At 60.6% G+C, this 19,256-nt stretch carries 16 protein-coding genes and 2 pseudogenes; 14 read left to right on the top strand and 4 right to left on the bottom strand.

The genetic code is table 11. The features are described 5' to 3' along the window. Nucleotides 1-149 precede the first annotated feature (149 nt). The 9 genes from VY732_RS22005 (at nucleotide 150) to VY732_RS21965 (ending at nucleotide 8,322) form a co-directional block, all read left to right on the top strand. Entirely contained in the window at nucleotides 150-1,175 is a 1,026-nt protein-coding gene (locus VY732_RS22005; protein ID WP_077574109.1) for an NAD(P)H-dependent glycerol-3-phosphate dehydrogenase, read from the top strand. Nucleotides 1,176-1,208: 33 nt separating this feature from the next. Beyond that, nucleotides 1,209-1,556, top strand: coding sequence for a DUF4389 domain-containing protein (locus VY732_RS22000; protein WP_008087808.1), 348 nt, complete (start codon nucleotides 1,209-1,211; stop codon nucleotides 1,554-1,556). Further along, on the top strand, nucleotides 1,553-2,005 hold the full coding sequence (gene sixA, locus VY732_RS21995) for a phosphohistidine phosphatase SixA (RefSeq protein WP_007917466.1): 453 nt from the start codon (nucleotides 1,553-1,555) through the stop codon (nucleotides 2,003-2,005). The genes VY732_RS22000 and sixA overlap by 4 nt, the downstream gene beginning before the upstream one ends. Before the next feature lie 210 nt (nucleotides 2,006-2,215). Next, the gene (locus tag VY732_RS21990; RefSeq protein WP_331691747.1) at nucleotides 2,216-3,871 is read left to right on the top strand and encodes an AMP-binding protein; all 1,656 of its coding nucleotides are present in this window, start codon (nucleotides 2,216-2,218) and stop codon (nucleotides 3,869-3,871) included. 31 nt (nucleotides 3,872-3,902) lie between these two features. Then, on the top strand, nucleotides 3,903-4,346 hold the full coding sequence (locus VY732_RS21985) for a hotdog fold thioesterase (protein WP_077574107.1): 444 nt from the start codon (nucleotides 3,903-3,905) through the stop codon (nucleotides 4,344-4,346). 275 nt (nucleotides 4,347-4,621) lie between these two features. Beyond that, nucleotides 4,622-5,428, top strand: coding sequence for an alpha/beta fold hydrolase (locus VY732_RS21980; RefSeq protein WP_137218864.1), 807 nt, complete (start codon nucleotides 4,622-4,624; stop codon nucleotides 5,426-5,428). Then, nucleotides 5,425-6,279 (top strand): alpha/beta hydrolase, encoded by an 855-nt coding sequence (locus tag VY732_RS21975; RefSeq protein WP_077574105.1) that lies wholly within the window; start codon nucleotides 5,425-5,427, stop codon nucleotides 6,277-6,279. The genes VY732_RS21980 and VY732_RS21975 overlap by 4 nt, the downstream gene beginning before the upstream one ends. Nucleotides 6,280-6,394: 115 nt before the next feature. Further along, nucleotides 6,395-7,201 carry a DUF4892 domain-containing protein gene (locus tag VY732_RS21970; protein ID WP_077574104.1) on the top strand — a complete coding sequence of 269 codons (807 nt, stop codon included), beginning with the start codon at nucleotides 6,395-6,397 and terminating at the stop codon, nucleotides 7,199-7,201. A gap of 68 nt (nucleotides 7,202-7,269) precedes the next feature. Next, a complete protein-coding gene (locus VY732_RS21965) occupies nucleotides 7,270-8,322 on the top strand; it encodes an AI-2E family transporter (protein ID WP_212621291.1) in 1,053 nt (350 codons plus the stop codon). Nucleotides 8,323-9,352: 1,030 nt separating this feature from the next. Here the strand turns inward: VY732_RS21965 and xopAW are convergent. The 3 genes from xopAW to VY732_RS21950 all read right to left on the bottom strand — a co-directional run bounded on the left by xopAW (nucleotide 9,353) and on the right by VY732_RS21950 (nucleotide 12,236). After that, on the bottom strand, nucleotides 9,353-10,204 hold the full coding sequence (gene xopAW / locus VY732_RS21960) for a XopAW family type III secretion system calcium-binding effector (RefSeq protein WP_331691746.1): 852 nt from the start codon (nucleotides 10,202-10,204) through the stop codon (nucleotides 9,353-9,355). 233 nt (nucleotides 10,205-10,437) lie between these two features. Then, entirely contained in the window at nucleotides 10,438-11,487 is a 1,050-nt protein-coding gene (locus VY732_RS21955) for a sensor histidine kinase (protein WP_331691745.1), read from the bottom strand. Beyond that, a complete protein-coding gene (locus tag VY732_RS21950; RefSeq protein ID WP_442968549.1) occupies nucleotides 11,487-12,236 on the bottom strand; it encodes a response regulator in 750 nt (249 codons plus the stop codon). The genes VY732_RS21955 and VY732_RS21950 overlap by 1 nt, the downstream gene beginning before the upstream one ends. 296 nt (nucleotides 12,237-12,532) lie before the next feature. On the opposite strand from VY732_RS21950, the gene pyrF reads away from it, so the two are divergent. Beyond that, complete coding sequence (gene pyrF / locus VY732_RS21945) at nucleotides 12,533-13,231, top strand: orotidine-5'-phosphate decarboxylase (RefSeq protein WP_162483045.1); 699 nt, start codon at nucleotides 12,533-12,535, stop codon at nucleotides 13,229-13,231. Nucleotides 13,232-13,356: 125 nt separating this feature from the next. On the opposite strand, the pseudogene VY732_RS21940 reads toward pyrF, so the two are convergent. Continuing rightward, nucleotides 13,357-14,360, bottom strand: a pseudogene (locus VY732_RS21940) (NADP-dependent oxidoreductase). A 238-nt stretch (nucleotides 14,361-14,598) separates the two neighbouring features. Here VY732_RS21940 and VY732_RS21935 point away from each other — a divergent pair. The 4 genes and pseudogenes from VY732_RS21935 (at nucleotide 14,599) to VY732_RS30035 (ending at nucleotide 19,030) form a co-directional block, all read left to right on the top strand. Further along, nucleotides 14,599-15,360 (top strand): SDR family oxidoreductase, encoded by a 762-nt coding sequence (locus VY732_RS21935; protein WP_016983635.1) that lies wholly within the window; start codon nucleotides 14,599-14,601, stop codon nucleotides 15,358-15,360. 192 nt (nucleotides 15,361-15,552) lie between these two features. After that, nucleotides 15,553-16,953, top strand: coding sequence for an aminotransferase-like domain-containing protein (locus VY732_RS21930; RefSeq protein ID WP_137218862.1), 1,401 nt, complete (start codon nucleotides 15,553-15,555; stop codon nucleotides 16,951-16,953). Between the two features lie 58 nt (nucleotides 16,954-17,011). Then, nucleotides 17,012-18,121: pseudogene (locus VY732_RS30040) on the top strand (methyl-accepting chemotaxis protein); the annotation flags it as partial. A 27-nt stretch (nucleotides 18,122-18,148) separates the two neighbouring features. Then, the gene (locus VY732_RS30035) at nucleotides 18,149-19,030 is read left to right on the top strand and encodes a methyl-accepting chemotaxis protein (protein WP_419789279.1); all 882 of its coding nucleotides are present in this window, start codon (nucleotides 18,149-18,151) and stop codon (nucleotides 19,028-19,030) included. Nucleotides 19,031-19,256 lie beyond the last annotated feature (226 nt).

The raw sequence follows: 19,256 nt of genomic DNA, 5'->3' as shown, positions 1-19,256 counted from the left end.
AGCGACTTTTCCAGTCACGTTGCAGGCATTTTCCTAGGTTTTATCGGTCTTCTTCCTACAAGTGTCGGTAATTGTTGCGGGGGCTGGCCGCGACCGGGTCGCCCCGTATAATGCCGGCATCGCCACTGGTATGGATTAACGGATTGCATATGACTGAACAGCGCCCGATTGCGGTCCTGGGAGGCGGAAGTTTTGGTACCGCCGTGGCCAATCTACTGGCCGAGAACGGCCATCAAGTCCGGCAGTGGATGCGTGACCCCGAGCAGGCCGAGGCCATCCGGGTCAATCGCGAAAACCCGCGTTACCTCAAAGGCATCAAGATTCTGCCGGGGGTGACCGCTGTCACCGACCTGCAGGAAACCCTCGACGCCTGTGATTTGTGCTTTGTCGCGCTGCCGTCCAGCGCGTTGCGCACAGTGCTCGCCGCCCACGCCGAGCGCCTGAGCGGCAAGATGCTGGTCAGCCTGACCAAAGGCATCGAAGCGCAGACCTTCAAACTGATGAGCCAGATTCTCGAAGAGATCGCCCCGAATGCGCGCATCGGCGTGTTGTCCGGGCCGAACCTGGCGCGGGAAATTGCCGAGCACGCACTGACGGCCACCGTGGTCGCCAGCGAAGACGAAGAGCTGTGCAAAGCCGTGCAAGCCGCGCTGCACGGTCGTACATTCCGCGTTTACGCCAGCGCCGACCGTTTCGGTGTCGAACTGGGCGGGGCGTTGAAGAACGTTTACGCAATCATCGCCGGCATGGCGGTGGCACTGGAGATGGGCGAGAACACCAAGAGCATGCTGATCACTCGCGCCCTCGCCGAGATGACGCGCTTTGCGGTGAATCAGGGCGCTAATCCCATGACCTTCCTCGGTCTGGCCGGTGTCGGCGATCTGATCGTGACTTGTTCGTCGCCGAAGAGTCGCAACTATCAGGTCGGTTTTGCGCTGGGTCAGGGCTTGAGCCTCGACGAAGCGGTGTCGCGCCTCGGTGAAGTCGCCGAAGGGGTCAACACCTTGAAGGTGCTCAAGGCCAAGTCGCAGGAAGTCGGCGTCTATATGCCGCTGGTCGCCGGGCTGCATGCGATCCTCTTTGAAGGACGCACGCTGGAGCAGGTGATCGGTCTACTGATGCGGGCCGAGCCGAAAACCGACGTCGATTTTATTTCCACCAGCGGTTTCAACTGAATCCAGCTTTTATCTACGGACAGGAAGCAAGCCATGAACGATCCGAAAACCGAAGCCAAGTACGAGTCCATCCTCCTGCGCGTGTTGTGGATGATCGTCTATGTGCTGGTCTGGCAAGTGGCGCAGTTCATCCTCGGCGCGGTGGTGCTGGTGCAATTGATCTATCGTTTGATCTATGGCGCCCCGAGCGCCAGCCTGATGAATTTCGGCGACAGCCTGAGCCAGTTTCTGGCGCAGATCGGCCGTTTCGGCAGTTTCCACAGCGACCAGAAACCGTGGCCGTTCGCCGACTGGCCAACGCCGCGTACCCCGGAAGGTGAAGCGCCGCACGCCGTTGCCCCGGCGCCACATCCGGTTCGAGATGAGGAACCCAAGCTATGAAACTCTGGGTATTGCGTCACGGTGAAGCCGTGCCTTATGGCTCGTGCCCCGACTCCGAACGGGAACTGACCGAGCACGGTCGCAAAGAGGCCTTGAGCAGCGCCGCCCGGTTGATCGGCCAGCCGCTGACGGCAATCTACGCCAGCCCTTATCTGCGTGCGCAGCAAACCGCGCAGATTGTTCGCGAAGCGCTGGGTTTCGAGCCGGAGATTCGCACGGTCGAGTGGCTGACGCCGGAGGTTGATCCGGACAAGGTTACCGATCAACTGGTGTCGGTGAGCAATGTGCTGCTGGTCAGCCACAACCCGTTGGTGGGCAATCTGCTGAGCTATCTGCAGCATGGCGCCGGGTATCCGCCGGAGAAAGTCAGTACTGCCGGGTTGGCTGAGCTGGAGAGCCCAGAGTTGCTGATCGGTTCGATGACCCTCAACAGCCTCAAACATCCCTGAAGTTGTAAACACCGACCCCTGTAGGAGCGAGCCTGCTCGCGATAGCGGTATATCAGTCGCTATTTATGTCGACTGACAACCCGCTATCGCGAGCAGGCGAAGGCCTACAGGTACCGCGTACACCATGAAATTATTTGTGTGAATTTTCCAACCAAGCACTTGCTTGGTTGACTACGCTTGCTCCAGACCCGAAAAACAGGAGCGAGTCGCATGTCTGCCGCCTTCCGTTTGCCGCTGGACGTGTTCTACGAACGTGAAGCCCGGCACCCGCGCCAGCGCTTCCTCGTGCAGCCCATTGGCGGCGGCCAGGTCGAAACCCTGAGCTGGGCCGACGTCGGCCATCAGGCTCGCTGCGCCGCGCACTGGTTGCGTGCTCGCGAGTTGCCGCAAGGCAGTCACATCGCCCTGATCTCGAAAAACTGCGCGCACTGGATCATCGCCGACCTGGCGATCTGGATGGCCGGGCACGTCTCCGTCCCGTTGTATCCCAACCTCACCGCCGACTCCGTCGCGCAAGTACTCAATCACTCGGAAAGCGTCCTGGCCTTCATTGGCAAACTCGACGATTGGCCGGGCATGGCCAAAGGCGTGCCGGCGGATCTGCCGACCATCAGCCTGCCACTGCACCCGCCCGGGGATTTCGATTTCAGCTGGGCGGACTTGCAGCGCAGCTCACCGATTCAGGACGATCCACGTCCGGCGGCCGAGCAACTGGCGACGATCATCTACACCTCCGGCACCACTGGCCTGCCCAAAGGGGTGATGCACAGTTTTGCCAATCTCGGTTTCGCTACCACGCGCGGCACCCAACTGTTCGGGCTTAACGAGAGCGACCGGCTGCTGTCGTACTTGCCGCTGTGCCACGTCGCCGAGCGCATGTTCGTTGAATTGGCGTCGATCTATACCGGGCAAACCGTGTTCTTTGCCGAGAGCCTCGAGACGTTCATTACCGATCTGCAGCGTGCAAGGCCAACCGCAATGTTCGGCGTGCCGCGCATCTGGACCAAATTTCAGATGGGCGTGTATAGCAAGATCCCGGCGCAGCGTCTGGAGTTTCTTCTCGGTCTGCCGTTCATTGGCAAACGTGTCGGGCACAACGTGCTGGCGGGGCTGGGGCTGGATGCCTTGCGTGTCGCGCTGTCCGGCGCCGCACCGGTGCCGCAGACATTGCTCGCCTGGTATCGGAAACTCGGCCTCGATGTGCTGGAGGTCTACGGCATGACCGAGGGCTGCGGTTATTCGCACATCTGCCTGCCGGGGCAATACAAGCAGGGCTGGATCGGCAAACCGTGCCCCGATGTCGAAGTGCGTATCGATGAGTCGGGCGAAGTGCAAGTGCGCAGTCAGGCAAACATGCTCGGCTATTTCAAGGAGCCGCAGAAGACCGCCGAGACCCTGACTGAGGACGGCTTTCTGCGCACCGGAGACAAGGGCGAGCAGGATGCTGAAGGGCGCCTGCGCCTGACTGGCCGACTCAAGGAAATCTTCAAGACCAGCAAGGGCAAATACGTTGCTCCGGCACCGATCGAAAATCGCCTGGCGGTGCATTCACGCATCGAGCAGGTGTGCGTGGTGGGTGACGGGTTAAGTGCGCCGTTGGGTTTGTGTGTGCTGTCGAGCGTCAATCAGGAGGAGGGCCGGGCGAGTCTGCATTCGAGTCTGGAAAAACTCCTGGAGGAGGTCAACGCCGTGCTCGACAAGCACGAACGCCTGCGCCGGTTGGTGGTGGTCAAGGACAGTTGGGCGGTGGAGAACGGCTTCCTCACGCCGACCTTGAAGATCAAACGCAACGTCATCGAAGACACCTATGGCGCGCGTTTCGAAGAATGGAGCGAGCGCAGCGAGGCGGTGCTGTGGCAGGATTGAGCGACCACTACAACAACAAAGGAAGTCTGCGATGAGCCTGTGGCGTACCACTCCGAACATCGAGCAGTTGAACGCAATCCAGAAGAACACCATCGGCGAAGTGCTGGACATCCGCTTCGAAGCGTTCGATGAAGAATCGCTGACCGCGAGCATGGTCATCGACCATCGCACCCACCAGCCCTACGGTTTGCTGCATGGCGGCGCGTCGGTGGTACTGGCGGAGTCCGTCGGTTCGATGGCCAGTTACCTGTGCATCGATGCCAGCAAGTTCTACTGCGTGGGGCTTGAGATCAACGCCAACCACTTGCGCGGCTTGCGCAGTGGCCGGGTGACGGCGGTGGCCAAGCCGATTCACATTGGCCGTACGACCCATGTGTGGGATATCCGTCTGACCAGCGATGAAGGCAAGGCCAGTTGTGTGTCGCGCCTGACCATGGCGGTTGTGCCGTTGGGTGAGCAGCCACCCTCACCCTAACCCTCTCCCAGAGGGAGAGGGGACTGACCGGGCTGGATGTTCGAGTTGCGCCGACCTGAGTTATCGAGCCGAACTCAGGTTTTGAAACTCATGCAAATCTGCTCCCTTTCCCCCTCGCCCCCTTGGGGGAGAGGGCTGGGGTGAGGGGGTAGCGATCCGACTGACTCACCATAGCCCTGAGCGGACTGTCATCATTCCTGGCAGTTACGGTCATTGCTGCCGGACTCGGTCTTGCGGACAATCAACGCACGTTTCCCGCTCATGGATTTGCCCGTATGTCGCAACCAATCTTTTTCGCCCACGCCAACGGGTTCCCCTCGGGCACCTATGGCAAGTTGTTCGCGGCGCTGGCGCCCGAGTATCGGGTTGCGCATCTGGAGCAGCATGCCCATGACCCGCGTTTCCCGGCAGATGACAACTGGTACAACCTCGTCGACGAGCTGATCCACCATTTGCAGCAGCAGGATCAACCGGTGTGGGGCGTCGGTCATTCTTTCGGCGGCGTGCTGCACCTGCATGCAGCTTTGCGTTGCCCGGAGCTGTATCGCGGCGTGGTGATGCTTGATTCGCCGGTGCTGACCCGCACCGATCAGTGGGTGATCCGTGCCGCCAAGCGTTTTGGCTTCATCGACAGACTGACCCCGGCCGGCCGCACCCTCGGCCGGCGTGAAGAATTCGCCGATCTCGACAGTGCGCGCAGCTACTTTGCCGGTAAAACACTGTTTCGCGGTTTCGATCCGGAATGCTTCGATGCCTACCTGCAACACGGTTTGCACCAGGTCGGTGACAAACTGCGTCTGCGCTTCGATCCGGCGACCGAAATCAGCATCTATCGCGGCGTGCCCCACACCAGCCCCGGTCGCACCCGACAATTGCAGGTGCCGCTGGCGGTGGTGCGCGGGCACACGAGTCGTGTGGTCATGCGTCATCACACCCGTTTCGTTTCGCGTCTGGCCCAAGGCGAGGCACTGAGCATGCCCGGTGGCCACATGTTTCCGCTTGAGCGACCGCAGGACACCGCACGGTTGTTGAAGAATCTGTTTACCCGTTGGCAAAACCGTCAGGACAAGGATTGCGCATGAGCCCGACTTTCGAAGAAGTGCGCCTGAGCCTGCCGCATATCGAACTGGCCGCGCATTTGTTCGGGCCCGAGGACGGTGTGCCGGTGATCGCGCTGCATGGCTGGCTCGACAACGCCAACAGCTTTGCCCGTTTGGCGCCGAAGCTCAAAGGCTTGCGCATCATCGCGTTGGACATGGCCGGGCACGGGCATTCCGGGCATCGGCCGAACGGTGCCGGGTATGCCCTGTGGGACTACGCCCATGACGTACTACAAGTCGCCGAGCAACTGGGCTGGAAGCGGTTCGGCCTGCTCGGGCATTCGATGGGCGCCATTGTCTCGATGGTGTTGGCGGGTTCGTTACCGGAACGCATCAGCCATCTGGCGCTGATTGACGGAGTGATTCCTCCTACAGATAAAGGCGAAAACGCCGCCGAACGTATGGGCATGGCCCTGCAAGCGCAACTGGATCTGCGCGAGAAACGCAAACCGGTCTACAACACCCTCGACCGCGCCATCGAAGCGCGGATGAAAGGTCTGGTGGCGGTCAGTCGTGAGGCGGCTGAACTGTTGGCTCAGCGCGGTCTGATGCCAGTGCCCGGCGGCTACACCTGGCGCACCGACAATCGCTTGACCCTGCCGTCGCCGCTGCGCCTGACCGAGGAACAGGCAATGGCTTTCGCGCTGCGGGTCAGTTGTCCTACGCATCTGGTGGTCGCGGCTGACGGTATGCTGGCGAAACATCCCGAGTTGCTGGAGCGTCTACCCTTTAGTCGGGAACAGTTGGCGGGCGGGCACCATTTGCACCTGAACGATGAAGCCGGGGCCGACCTTGTCGCAGACTGTTTCAATCGCTTCTTCGCCATTCCTTGACTTGCTGCGGGCAACTGTCGAGGCTGGTCGGGTTGAAATGGGAGACAACCACGATGGATTTCTACACCGCTGCGACCTCGAATTACCCAGTCATGCCGATCCGATGAGCCTGACTATGCGGTCACTCAGTCTGTTGGCACTGTGCTGTTTCAGTACCGTTTCGTTCGCCGCCGATGTGCCGGGCAGTCAGGATCTGCAGATCGTGCCGCGTCTGGCCGATGCACAGATCGTCGACTATCGCCCTCCGGTTGAACTGGAGCGGATCTATCCGCTGGGTTCGATCCGCAAGATCAGCGGGCAACTGCGTTTCGACGGCCAGGTCACCGCCCGTGGCCAGACCACTTCGGTGACCTACGAGTTGCCACCCGAACACTCCGCCAACGAAGCCTTTACCGCTGCTCGCGAAGCCCTGCAAAAACAGGACGCCGAATTGCTGTTCTGGTGCCAGGCACGGGATTGCGGCGAAAGCAGCCTGTGGGCCAACGAAGTGTTCGGTAACGCCAAACTGTATGGCGCCGACGAGCAACAGGCCTACCTGCTATTGAGGTTGGCCGCACCGCGGGACAACACGCTGGTGGCGCTTTACAGCATCACCCGCGGCAATCGCAAAGCCTATCTGCATGTCGAACAGTTCGAGGCGGTAGCACCGTTGGGTGAGCTGTTGCCGACCTCGGCGACCCTGTTGCGTCAACTGAAAAGCACCGGTGAGCTGGATTTTCCTGATCGCGTGGATGAGCCGGATGACACCTGGCTACGCCTGATTTCCCGTGGCCTTAATCTCGACACGACGTTGCGCGTTACGGTATCCGGGCCCAAGGCCGAGGCCTGGCGCCAGGCGCTGATCAATCAGGGCGTGCGGGCGGCACGCATGGAAACCGGCAGTGTCGAAGGCTCTGGCCTGCGCATCGATCTGTTGCGTTAAGCTGTTTCGGCGAGCACGCGCGGCGTGTTCGCCTACTCTTTGCCTGACTGACTTTTTCGAGACCTCACATGCTCAATAATGATCGCCTGCTGGTGCAGATCCTGCTGCTGGTGTTGTTTGGTGCCAGCCTGTGGGTGATGGCGCCGTTCTGGTCGGCGCTGTTCTGGGGCGCGGTACTGGCGTTTGCCAGCTGGCCGCTGATGCGCCTGTTGACCCGCTGGCTCAATGGCCGTGAGTCGCTGGCTGCAGGGATTCTGACGCTGGGCTGGATGTTGCTCGTGGCCGCGCCGCTGGTGTGGCTGGGGTTCAACGTGGGGGATCATGTGCGTGATGCCACGGCGTTCATCAAGGATGTGCAGGTCGATGGTCTGCCGGAAGCGCCGGTGTGGCTGGGGACTGTACCGTTTGCAGGCGAGCGCCTGGTCGGGCTGTGGAACAGCATCGATCAGCAGGGCGCCGCACTGATGGTGTCGATCAAACCTTATCTGGGACAGGTCGGTAACTGGCTGCTGGCGCGGAGTGCGCAGATCGGCGGCGGGATTCTCGAGCTGACGTTGAGCATTGTCTTTGTGTTCTTTTTCTACCGTGACGGGCCTCGGCTGGCGGCGTTTGTGCACAGTCTGCTGGAGCGCTTGATCGGGGATCGTGCCGGGTATTACATCGAGTTGGTGGCGGGTACGGTGCAGCGGGTGGTCAACGGGGTGATCGGCACGGCGGCGGCGCAGGCGGTTCTGGCGTTGATCGGGTTCTTGATTGCCGGGGTACCGGGGGCGTTGGTGCTGGGGATTGTCACCTTCCTGTTGAGTCTGATTCCGATGGGGCCGCCCTTGGTGTGGGTGCCGGCGACGGCCTGGCTGGCGTGGAAGGGTGAGTATGGGATGGCGGTGTTTCTCGGGATCTGGGGGACGTTCATCATCAGTGGCGTGGACAACGTGCTCAAGCCGTATCTGATCAGCCGCGGCGGGAATTTGCCGTTGGTGATTGTGTTGCTTGGGGTGTTTGGCGGGTTGATTGCGTTTGGGTTTATCGGGTTGTTTATCGGGCCTACGTTGTTGGCGGTGGCTTATAGTTTGTTGACGGATTGGAGCAAGAGTCAGGGGCGGGTTGAGGAGCGGCGCTAGCGGGTTTGGGTTTGGGTTTGGGTTTGGGTTTGGGGTTGGGTGAATATCCGTTGCTGCGGTAACGGCGGCTTAGGGTTCCGCCCTTACGGCGGGTCACTTTTTCCAGACGCCGAAAAAGTAACCAAAAAGGCTTGCTCCTGCGTGCGGCCCGCTCGCTGGGGCTCGGGGTTCCTTCGCTGCGGGATCGATCCGGGCGCAGCGCCTACGGTTTGCTTCGCTGCACCTCCTCTCGCTGTGTTTGGCTGCGCCAAACGGTCGCTGCGCTCCCACGCCCGGATCAATCCCTCCACTCAGCCTTCCGACGTCGCCCGTGGATCAAGATCAAGAGCTGCAGCCGAGCTAACGCTCATCCTGTGAGTGGTGAAAAGCACGGGTGTTCGGCTTTGGGTTTGTGGTGGATTTGCCCCTCACCCCAGCCCTCTCCCGAGGGAGAGGGAGCCGATTTGTGGGCTTTTCAAGTTCTGAGTTCAACTCGGTATTTCACGTCGCCGTATCTCTCGCAATCACCTCGGTCAGTCCCCTCTCCCTCCGGGAGAGGGTTAGGGTGAGGGGCTTTTGATCTGTTTCAGAATCTGAGTTCGACTCGGTATTTCACGTCGCTGTATCTCTCCCAAACACCTCAATCAGTCCCCTCTCCCTCCGGGAGAGGGTTAGGGTGAGGGGCTTTTGATCTGTTTCAGAATCTGAGTTCGACTCGGTATTTCATGTCGCTGTAGCTCTCCCAAACACCTCAATCAGTCCCCTCTCCCTCCGGGAGAGGGTTAGGGTGAGGGGCTTTTGATCTGTTTCAGAATCTGAGTTCGACTCGGTATTTCACGTCGCTGTATCTCTCCCAAACACCTCAATCAGTCCCCTCTCCCTCCGGGAGAGGGTTAGGGTGAGGGGCTTTTGATCTGTTTCAGAATCTGAGTTCGACTCGGTATTTCATGTCGCTGTAGCTCTCCCAAACACCTCAATCAGTCCCCTCTCCCTCCGGGAGAGGGTTAGGGTGAGGGGCTTTTGATTGTCCGCGGCAAATAATGTCGTCGACTCAAGTCGCCACATTCAAATACTTGCCCACTGACGCCGTCTTCTCCAGCGAGTACTGTTTGCTCAAATTGGCAATCATGCGGTTCAGCGCTTCAGTGGTGCTCTGGGTCGAAGCGGTCTGTTCTTCGTCAGGTCGTTCACGGCCAGCCTGTAACGCCGCTTTAAGCTCATCACTGCTCACGCCGCCACTGCTGTCGCTATCGAGCACCTTGAGCAGCGCGGCGCTGGTGTCGGTGCTGGTCGATGAGGTGCTGTTGCTGGTTTGTAATGCGCTGCTGAGTTCTGTCGCGGTCACGCTGCCGTCGCCATCGGCGTCGAGTCGGCTGAACAGTTCGTCGCTGCTGATTTGCGGGGGAGGTGGCGGTGGCGGGGTCAGGCTGGCGGTGAGTTCGTCCTGGCTGACGGTGCCGTCCTTGTTCTTGTCGAGGGCGGAGAAGAGTTCGTTGCTGTCGGCAGTGCTGCCGGCGCTGGTCAGGCCGCTGCTCAGTTCGTCGCTGCTGATGGCGCCGTCGCCATCGCTGTCGAGGGCGCTGATCAGGGCGTCGGCTAGGTCGGTGTCTGGTGCTTGATCGTGTGGTGGCGGGGGTGGCGCCATGGCGGTCATTTCTTCGGCGCTGAGGCTGCCGCTGTCATCGCTGTCCAGATCGCCGAACTGCTTGCTCAGGTTGACCAGCAGGCCGTCGTCGGATTTCTGCGACAGGGCACTTTTCAGTTCGTCCTGGTCCACCGCGCCGTCGCCGTTGCTGTCGAGTTTGGCGAACAGTTCTTTTTGCAGTTGCTGGCTGCGGGCGTTTTGCGTGGAGGTGCTGCTGGTGCTGGTATAGCTCGTGTAATTGCTGACGCTACCGATCATCGGACTCACTCCCTGGAATGGAAAACCGGTGGGTGTACCGGCTTATGCAGCGTCAGGGCGCAAGTTGTCGGGGGTATGTGGGGTTTGTACCGATGGGTACACAGACTGAAATTTCACCTCCACCCCCCTGTAGGAGTGAGCCTGCTCGCGATAGCGGTGTGTCAGTCAAAGCAACTCTCACAGATAAACCGCTATCGCGAGCAGGCTCACTCCTACAAGGGGATGTGTGTTTCTCAGGGGCGCGGCAGGCGGATGATGGCCGTGAGGCCGCCGCCCGGGGTTTCTTCGAGGTTGAGCTGGCCACCCAAGCGTTGCGCCGCCTCGCGAGCAATGGTCATCCCTAGCCCCACACCGCCGGAGTTGCGATTGCGCGAGCCTTCCAAGCGATAAAAAGGCTCAAACACCGCTTCACGCTTGTCTTCGGCAATCCCCGGGCCGTGGTCGATCACGCGGATCAGCAGTTGTTCGCGCTGATCCTGCAACTCGATGCATGCCTGGCCGGCATAACGCAGGGCATTGTCCATGAGGTTGTTGATGCACGAACGCAGCGCCATCGGCTGCACCGGCAACGGTGTGCAATGGCCGCTGACCTGTACGTCGGCACCTTGGTCCTGAGCGTTTTCGCACAGTGACTCGACCAGCGCCTGCACATCCATCAATTGCAACGCTTCACTGGTGCGCTGTTCGTGCAGGTAGGTGAGCGTGGCGTCGAGCATGCCGATCATGTCGTCGAGATCCTGACGCATCTGGCCTTGCAGCTTTTCGTCGCTGATGTTTTCCAGGCGCAGTTTCAGCCGAGACAGCGGCGTGCGCAGGTCGTGGGATACGGCACCGAGCATGCGTGCGCGCTGCTGCACCTGTTCGCGAATGCGCCGTTGCATCAGGTTGAAGGTGTGCGCCGCTTGCCGGGCTTCGCGCGGGCCGGACTCGTCGAGCGGCGGGCTGTCGAGGTCTTCGCTGAGGCGTTCGGCGGCGTCGCTCAGGCGCTGGATCGGGCGACTGAGCAATTTGGCGCCGTACCACGCCGCGATCATCAGCGTGATGAACTGGAAGGTCAGCGGCACCACCGGCCCACCGAACCATGGGCGCGGGGGCCGTGGCGGGTAGCGCGGGTCCTGCGCCATCGGTTGGCCGTCGGCGCTCTGGGAGAACTCCGGAGGTGGCGGAGGCGGAGGCGGGCCATAGAGGCGGAACCAGGTGAAAGCCAGCAGGTGCGCGAGGACGATCGCCACGAACAGCACGCCAAACAGGCGGCCGAACAGCGTGTCGAAGCGCGCCCGCATCAGCCGATGTCTCGCGCGTCGAACAGGTAACCTTCACCGCGCACGGTTTTGATCAGCTGTGGGGCTTTCGGGTCGTCACCGAGTTTCTGCCGCAGGCGCGATACCAGCAAGTCGATGCTGCGGTCGAACGCTTCGATCGAACGACCCCGGGCCGCGTCGAGCAATTGTTCGCGGCTGAGCACTCGGCGCGGACGTTCGATAAACACCCACAGCAGACGGAATTCGGCGTTGGACAGCGGCACCACCAGACCATCGTCGGCGATCAATTGGCGCAGGACGCTGTTCAGGCGCCAGTTGTCGAAACGAATGTTGGCCCGTTGCTCGGTACGGTCGTCACGCACCCGGCGCAGGATGGTCTGAATGCGCGCGACCAGTTCGCGTGGCTCGAACGGTTTGGCCATGTAGTCATCAGCGCCCAATTCCAGGCCGATGATGCGGTCGGTCGGTTCGCAGCGGGCGGTGAGCATCAGGATCGGGATGTCCGATTCGGCGCGCAGCCAGCGGCACAGCGACAAGCCGTCTTCGCCGGGCAGCATCAGATCCAGCACGACGACGTCGAAATGCTCGGCGAGCAGCGCCTGACGCATCGCCGCACCGTCGGTGACGCCACTGGCGTGGATATTGAAACGGGCGAGGTAATCGATCATCAGCTCGCGGATCGGCACGTCATCGTCGACGATCAGCGCACGAATGCTCCAGCGCTTGTCGTCTTTAGGCTCATCCGTCGCGGTCATTTGGATGTTGTGCATGAGGCTGTTCATCTGCCAGTAGGCCGCCAACCACAAAAGATGGGCTGCGAGGTGGTGGTTTCAGCATAGGCGTCCGGCCGTGAGGCGGGAAGTGCTGATGTAAGGACGTGTTGCGGCTGGCGAGGCTAGCGCGGGTGCTTGTTGCTGGCATGTCGGTTGTGTATCGGAGTCGACACAATAGCAGCGAGCGCTATGCTGATCACGGTCGGCGCGACGATTTACCGATCATCGGGTGCCGCGCCGCCGCCGGTTCCGCTACAATGCGCGCCGATTTCGACCTGCCTGAGAGCCCATTCATGTCCGCCTGCCAGACTCCTATCATCGTCGCCCTGGATTTCCCCACCCGTGACGCCGCACTGAAGCTGGCCGACCAGTTGGACCCGAAACTGTGCCGGGTCAAAGTGGGCAAGGAACTGTTCACCAGTTGCGCCGCAGAAATTGTCGGCACCCTGCGGGACAAGGGTTTTGAAGTATTCCTCGACCTGAAATTCCACGACATTCCCAACACCACCGCGATGGCCGTGAAAGCCGCTGCCGAGATGGGCGTGTGGATGGTCAACGTGCATTGTTCCGGCGGCATGCGCATGATGGCTGCTTGCCGTGAAGAGCTGGACAAGCGCAGCGGCCCACAGCCGTTGCTGATCGGCGTGACCGTGCTGACCAGCATGGAGCGCGAAGACCTCGCCGGTATCGGTCTGGATATCGAGCCGCAAGAGCAAGTGCTGCGTCTGGCTGCGCTGGCCGAGAAGGCTGGCATGGACGGTCTGGTGTGCTCGGCGCTGGAAGCCACGGCACTGAAAACCGCACATCCGTCGCTGCAACTGGTGACCCCGGGGATTCGTCCGGCCGGCAGCGCGCAGGACGATCAGCGCCGCATTCTGACCCCGCGTCAGGCGCTGGATGCCGGTTCCGATTATCTGGTGATTGGCCGTCCGATCAGCCAGGCGGCGGATCCGGCGCAGGCGCTGGCTTCGGTTGTCGCCGAAATCGCCTGATCAGGCACCGCAAAACTCTGTAGGAGTGAGCCTGCTCGCGATAGCGGTGTGTCAAACAACGTTAATGTTGACTGACACACCGCTATCGCGAGCAGGCTCACTCCTACATTTGTTTTGTGGTGATTTTAGATTTTCAGTACCAACTTGCCAAATTCTCACCGCTGAACAGTTTCATCAGCGTCTCCGGAAAGGTCTCCAGGCCTTCGACGATATCTTCCTTGCTCTTGAGCTGTCCCTTGGCCATCCACCCGGCCATTTCCTGCGCCGCACTGGCGTATTGCGCGGCATAGTCCATCACCACAAAACCTTCCATGCGCGCGCGATTGACCAGCAGCGACAGGTAGTTGGCCGGGCCTTTGACCGCTTCCTTGTTGTTGTACTGGCTGATCGCGCCGCAGATCACCACGCGCGCCTTCATGTTCAAACGGCTGAGCACGGCATCAAGGATGTCACCGCCAACGTTGTCGAAATACACGTCGACGCCTTTCGGGCATTCGCGTTTGAGCCCGGCTACGACATCTTCGGACTTGTAGTCGATGGCACCGTCAAAGCCCAATTCGTCGATGAGGAATTTGCACTTGTCGGCGCCACCGGCAATGCCAACCACACGGCAACCTTTGATCTTGGCAATCTGCCCGGCAATGCTGCCCACTGCACCCGCAGCGCCGGACAACACTACGGTGTCACCGGCCTTCGGTGCGCCGACATCGAGCAGGGCGAAGTAGGCGGTCATGCCGGTCATGCCCAACGCTGACAAATACACCGGCAACGGCGCCAGTTTCGGATCGACTTTGTAGAAACCTCTTGGCTCGCCGAGGAAGTAATCCTGCACGCCAATGGCACCGTTGACGTAATCCCCGACCGCAAAGCCCGGATTGTTCGAAGCGATGACTTTACCTACGCCCAGCGCGCGCATGACTTCACCGATACCCACCGGCGGAATGTAGGACTTGCCTTCGTTCATCCAGCCACGCATGGCCGGGTCGAGAGACAGGTATTCGTTCTTGACCAGAATCTGGCCCGCCGCTGGTTCGCCGACCGGTACTTCCTGATAGGTGAAGGTCTCGCGGGTAGCCGCACCCACCGGGCGTTTGGCGAGCAGGAACTGGCGATTGGTCTGGTTGGTCATGGCAGGCACTCGAACGGAATGAAGCCTTGTTGATAGACCCTCGACAGCATTGGCGCAAGGTCGGCTGATGCGGCGAATGCACGCCGATCCAGTGCAGTGATGATCACCGGACAGGTTTTATCACTGCAACGCATGGGCACCTAAACAGCCATTGGATAGTGCTGACGCTCGGCAGACCTCAATGGCTATGCTGCCACTCTACAAATCCCCCTGCATCCATCCCTTCGAGGACATAACAATGAGCATGACGTTTTCCGGTCAGGTTGCCGTAGTTACCGGCGCGGCCAACGGCATCGGCCGTGCGACCGCGCAGGCGTTCGCCGCCGAAGGCCTGAAAGTGGTGGTCGCCGACCTGGACGCGGCAGGGGGCGAGGGCACGGTGGCGCTGATTCGTACCGCCGGAGGCGAAGCGACCTTCGTGCGCTGCAACGTTACCGTCGAAAGCGAAGTGAAAAATCTGATGGACGAGGTCATCAACACCTACGGCCGTCTCGACTATGCCTTCAACAATGCCGGCATCGAAATCGAAAAAGGCAAACTGGCCGACGGCTCGATGGATGAGTTCGACGCGATCATGGGTGTCAACGTCAAAGGCGTCTGGCTGTGCATGAAGTATCAACTGCCACTGTTGCTGGCGCAGGGCGGCGGGGCGATCGTCAATACCGCCTCGGTAGCCGGGTTGGGCGCGGCGCCGAAGATGAGCATCTACGCGGCGTCGAAGCACGCGGTGATCGGTTTGACCAAATCGGCAGCCATCGAATACGCCAAGAAGAAAATCCGCGTCAACGCGGTGTGCCCGGCGGTGATCGATACCGACATGTTCCGCCGCGCTTATGAGGCCGACCCGAAGAAAGGCGAGTTCGCCAATGCCATGCACCCGGTCGGTCGCATTGGCAAAGTCGAGGAAATTGCCAGTGCCGTGTTGTACCTGTGCAGCGACGGTGCCGCATTTACCACCGGCCACTCGCTGGCAGTGGACGGCGGCGTCACCGCATTCTGAATAAAGCGCCAGAAAAAACCGCCCGCATTCATTGCGGGCTTTTTTTGTGGGGCACGGTCAGTTCCGTGAAGTCCCTTAAACAATGTGTATCAAACGGTTAGAACGGTCGCTTTTGGCGGCGTTGTCGCACAGCCTGTCCGGCGCGGCTGTGATTTACTGCCGCCAGCAAAACGGACAGGAGTTTGCTTGCTCATGGAATTGAGAATTGATCGACAGGCAATGGTGCCGGTCGTGCAGCAGATTGTTGACGGACTGACCGAGTGGATCCTGCAAAGTGGCGTACCGCCGGCCACCCGTTTGCCCTCCGTGCGGCAAATTGCCCGGGGCAACCTGCTCAGCCAGTCGTGTGTGGTCGAGGCGTGTGAACGGCTGGTATCGCAGGGCATTCTGAGCTCATGCCAAGGCACCGGGTTCAGTGTCGCCGCCTCGCCATCGACACTCGGTGCAGAGGATGAATTGGCGCCATTCGAAGGCCGGTTTGCCTGGTGCGATGCAGTCTGCGAGGCCGCAGGTGGCTTGAATCTTGGTGCCGGCGGACTGCCGCAAAGCTGGCGCGAGCCTGATGACCTCAGTTATGCCCTGCGCGAGGTGGCGCGCACCGACATGGCCAGCCTGTTCAACTACAGCACGCCCCTGGGTCTTCCAGCGTTGCGCGAGCAAATTGCCAAACGCCTGAAGCTGTTCAGTATCGAGGCCCGCAGTTCGCAGCTGCTGAGTACCGGCGGCGCCAGCCATGCGCTGGATCTGATTGTGCGCACCTTGTTCAAGGCCGGAGACTGCGTGGTGGTCGAAACGCCGGGGTACGCGCCGCTGTTTGATCTGCTGCGCCTGCATGGCGTGCGTATGCTTGAGGTGAGCCGAACCCCGAACGGGCCGGATATCGAAGCGCTGGAGACTTTGCTGCAACAGTTTCGGCCCGGTGCGTTGTTCATCAACAGTCATCATCACAACCCTACAGGCAGTTGCCTGTCGCCGAGCGTGGCGCAACGCATCCTGCAACTGAGCAAAGCCTACGATCTGCGTGTGATCGAAGATGACGTCTACGCGGACTTGCACACCGGTAACGGTACGCGACTGGCGGCGCTGGACGATGATGGGCGAGTCATCTACGTGGGCAGTTTTTCCAAGACGCTGAGCAGTTCCTTGCGAGTCGGGTTCGTCTTCGCCGACAGCGACATTGTCAGGCGGCTGGCGCAGGTCAAAATGATCAGCGGGCTGGGGGTGTCGAGGTTTTCCGAGGCCGTGTTGGCCAGCCTGATGGTCAGTGGCGCTTACCGCAAACTGGTGCAACGCCAGCGTCAACGGCTGAATGCCGATCGCGCGGCCGCGTTGCAGGCGCTGGAGGACGCCGATTGGGAGGTTTTCGGCAAGCCTGCGGGTGGCTTGTTCATCTGGGCGCGCTCGCGCATGAGCGATCAGATTCGGGTGCGCCGGCAGGCTCAACGCTACGGTGTGTTGCTGTCAGCGCCTGATACCTTCAGCCCCAGTGGCGAGTCGAGCGATTGGCTGCGCATCAACGTCGCCTACGCGTGTGATCCACGCGCCCGGCAGTTTTTTCGCCACACCGGTTCGGATCGACCTCAAACGTTCTGAAAACGACGCAGGCGTAGCTTTTTGCCATTATTCCGACGCCAGAGACTTGTGCCGGTGGATGGCCGTTGCGACTCTTCGCTCTACTGACAATGGCAGGGGACTACGCGCAATGATTTCGGCCATGCAAGGACGTTTTGCCAACCTCGGTATGGCAAAAAAACTGGGTATCGGGTTTGTGCTGGTTTTGCTCCTCACGGCGCTGGTGGCAGCTATTGGCGTCTGGTCCCTGCAAACCATCAGTCAGCGTTTCGACGGGCTGAAACAGATGTCTTCGCTCAACAGCAGCCTGCTCAAAGTGCGCCTGCTCGAGCAGGAGTATGCCTTGCGAGGCGATCCGAAAACGGCCGATGCCTTGCGTAAGGGCGTCGACGGACTGGTTGCTCTGGCTGATCAGCTCAAGGCGCAGTCGGTGGCCAATGTGCCGGTCATGAACGATGTGCAGCAGTCGCTCGGCGCTTATCGCAAAGCGTTCGACGAGTTTGTCTCGTTGACTCAGGCCAAGGATCTTGCGCTGGAAATGGCCAGTTGGTCGGTGTCCAGTGTGGCCAACAACCTCGACGTGTTGCAGGCCGGGCTTGCCGACGACGGTGCTTATACCTTGAAGGACACCGAGGGCAAGGACGGTGCGCAGTTCATTGAGCAGGCCGGTCAGGTCAGTCAGGTGTCGCGGTTGATGCTGCAAGCGATGAACGAAGCGCGGATTCGCCTCGATCAAAGCCGCAAGGGCGATGCCGACAGTGCTGGCAAGGGCAATATCGAGCAGGCCGCACAGGCTCAGGCCCAGGCCGAAGAACTTAAAACTACGGTCAAGGATGAGGGTTACCTGACTGTACTCAATGAGGTGTCCGGGCATATCGCCGGTTTCAACGACAAACTGGCCGAGTACACCGGTTTGCTCGCCCAGGAAAAAACCGTCTACGAGCAATTGCACCAGCGCGCCAACGAGGTGGTCGAGCGGGTGAATCAGGCTTATGTTGCTGAAGATGGCGCGATGCAGGCGGAACTGAAGAAAAACTCGCTGTTGATCATTGGTTCATCGGCGTTGGCTTTGCTCGTCGGGTTGCTCGCTGCGTGGCTGATCACCCGACTGATCGTCGCGCCATTGCGCAGCGTGATTCAGGTTGCCCAGCAGATTGCCGCCGGCGACTTGAGTGCGACCGTTGAGGTGACCCGGCGCGACGAGATCGGTCAGTTGATGCTGGCGATGCAACAGATGGGCGCGGGTCTGAGCACCATCGTCAGCGGTTTGCAGGCGGGGATCGAGCGACTGGCCAGTTCGGCGCAATCGTTGTCGGCGGTCACCGAGCAGACCAACCTTGAGGTCAGCAGCCAGAAGGAAGAAACCGAGCAGGTCGCCACGGCAATGAACCAGATGACCGCCACCGTGCATGACGTCGCGCGCAATGCCGAAGAGGCGGCGCTGGCCGCGCAGACGGCGGATGACAAGGTCGAGAGTGGTCAGCAGGTGGTGCGCCAGAGCATGGCGCGCATCGAGCAGTTGGCTGATTCGGCGACGTCGGCCAGTTCGAGCATCGAAAGCCTCAGTGCTGAAATCCAGAATATCGGCACGGTGCTGGGAGTGATCAAGAGTGTCGCCGAACAGACCAATCTATTGGCGTTGAATGCTGCGATCGAGGCGGCGCGGGCCGGGGAGCAGGGCAGGGGCTTTGCGGTGGTGGCCGATGAGGTGCGTGCGCTGGCTCGACGCACGCAACAATCGACTGAGGAAATTGAACGGCTGGTCAGTGCGTTGCGCTCGGCGGCGCATTCGTCGGTGCAGCAGATTCAGAGCAGTGGGGAGTTGGTGAAGCTGGCGGTCAGTGATGCGTTGCAGACTGAGAGTGCGCTGGGGAGTATTGCGGCGGCGGTGTCGTTGATTCAGCAGATGAATCAGCAGATTGCGGCTGCGGCCGAGGAGCAGAGTTCGGTGGCGGAGGAGATCAACCGCAGTGTGACGAGTATTCGTGCGAGTGCGGATCAGTCGTCGATCGCGATGCGTGGGAATGCGGCTTCGAGTGTTGAGTTGGCGCAGTTGGGGAGTGAGTTGCGTGGGATGGTTGGGCATTTTCGGCTTTGACGCTTGGCGGCCTTTGGGCCGGCCATGCTCTTGGGGTTTGGGTGTATATCCGTTTTTTCGAGTGCTGCTGCTGGCGGTTCCGCTCTTACAGCGGGTCACTTTTGGCAAACGCCCCAAAAGTAACCAAAAGGTCTGCGCCCTGACGTTCGGCCCGCTCGCTGGGGCTCGGGGTTCCTTCGCTCCGGGATCGATCCGGGGGCATCGCCTACGGTTTGCTTCGCTGCAC

This window comes from Pseudomonas sp. ZY71 (assembly GCF_036542145.1).
Taxonomy (GTDB): domain Bacteria; phylum Pseudomonadota; class Gammaproteobacteria; order Pseudomonadales; family Pseudomonadaceae; genus Aquipseudomonas; species Aquipseudomonas koreensis_A.
This window is presented reverse-complemented; position numbering and strand designations above follow the sequence as displayed.

Coding starts and splice junctions, on each gene's coding strand:
- VY732_RS22005 (WP_077574109.1), top strand. CDS start 150: ATGACTGAACAGCGCCCGATTGCGGTCCTGGGAGGCGGAAGTTTTGGT.
- VY732_RS22000 (WP_008087808.1), top strand. CDS start 1,209: ATGAACGATCCGAAAACCGAAGCCAAGTACGAGTCCATCCTCCTGCGC.
- sixA (WP_007917466.1), top strand. CDS start 1,553: ATGAAACTCTGGGTATTGCGTCACGGTGAAGCCGTGCCTTATGGCTCG.
- VY732_RS21990 (WP_331691747.1), top strand. CDS start 2,216: ATGTCTGCCGCCTTCCGTTTGCCGCTGGACGTGTTCTACGAACGTGAA.
- VY732_RS21985 (WP_077574107.1), top strand. CDS start 3,903: ATGAGCCTGTGGCGTACCACTCCGAACATCGAGCAGTTGAACGCAATC.
- VY732_RS21980 (WP_137218864.1), top strand. CDS start 4,622: ATGTCGCAACCAATCTTTTTCGCCCACGCCAACGGGTTCCCCTCGGGC.
- VY732_RS21975 (WP_077574105.1), top strand. CDS start 5,425: ATGAGCCCGACTTTCGAAGAAGTGCGCCTGAGCCTGCCGCATATCGAA.
- VY732_RS21970 (WP_077574104.1), top strand. CDS start 6,395: ATGCGGTCACTCAGTCTGTTGGCACTGTGCTGTTTCAGTACCGTTTCG.
- VY732_RS21965 (WP_212621291.1), top strand. CDS start 7,270: ATGCTCAATAATGATCGCCTGCTGGTGCAGATCCTGCTGCTGGTGTTG.
- xopAW (WP_331691746.1), bottom strand. CDS start 10,204: ATGATCGGTAGCGTCAGCAATTACACGAGCTATACCAGCACCAGCAGC.
- VY732_RS21955 (WP_331691745.1), bottom strand. CDS start 11,487: ATGCGGGCGCGCTTCGACACGCTGTTCGGCCGCCTGTTTGGCGTGCTG.
- VY732_RS21950 (WP_442968549.1), bottom strand. CDS start 12,236: ATGCACAACATCCAAATGACCGCGACGGATGAGCCTAAAGACGACAAG.
- pyrF (WP_162483045.1), top strand. CDS start 12,533: ATGTCCGCCTGCCAGACTCCTATCATCGTCGCCCTGGATTTCCCCACC.
- VY732_RS21935 (WP_016983635.1), top strand. CDS start 14,599: ATGAGCATGACGTTTTCCGGTCAGGTTGCCGTAGTTACCGGCGCGGCC.
- VY732_RS21930 (WP_137218862.1), top strand. CDS start 15,553: ATGGAATTGAGAATTGATCGACAGGCAATGGTGCCGGTCGTGCAGCAG.
- VY732_RS30035 (WP_419789279.1), top strand. CDS start 18,149: ATGCTGGCGATGCAACAGATGGGCGCGGGTCTGAGCACCATCGTCAGC.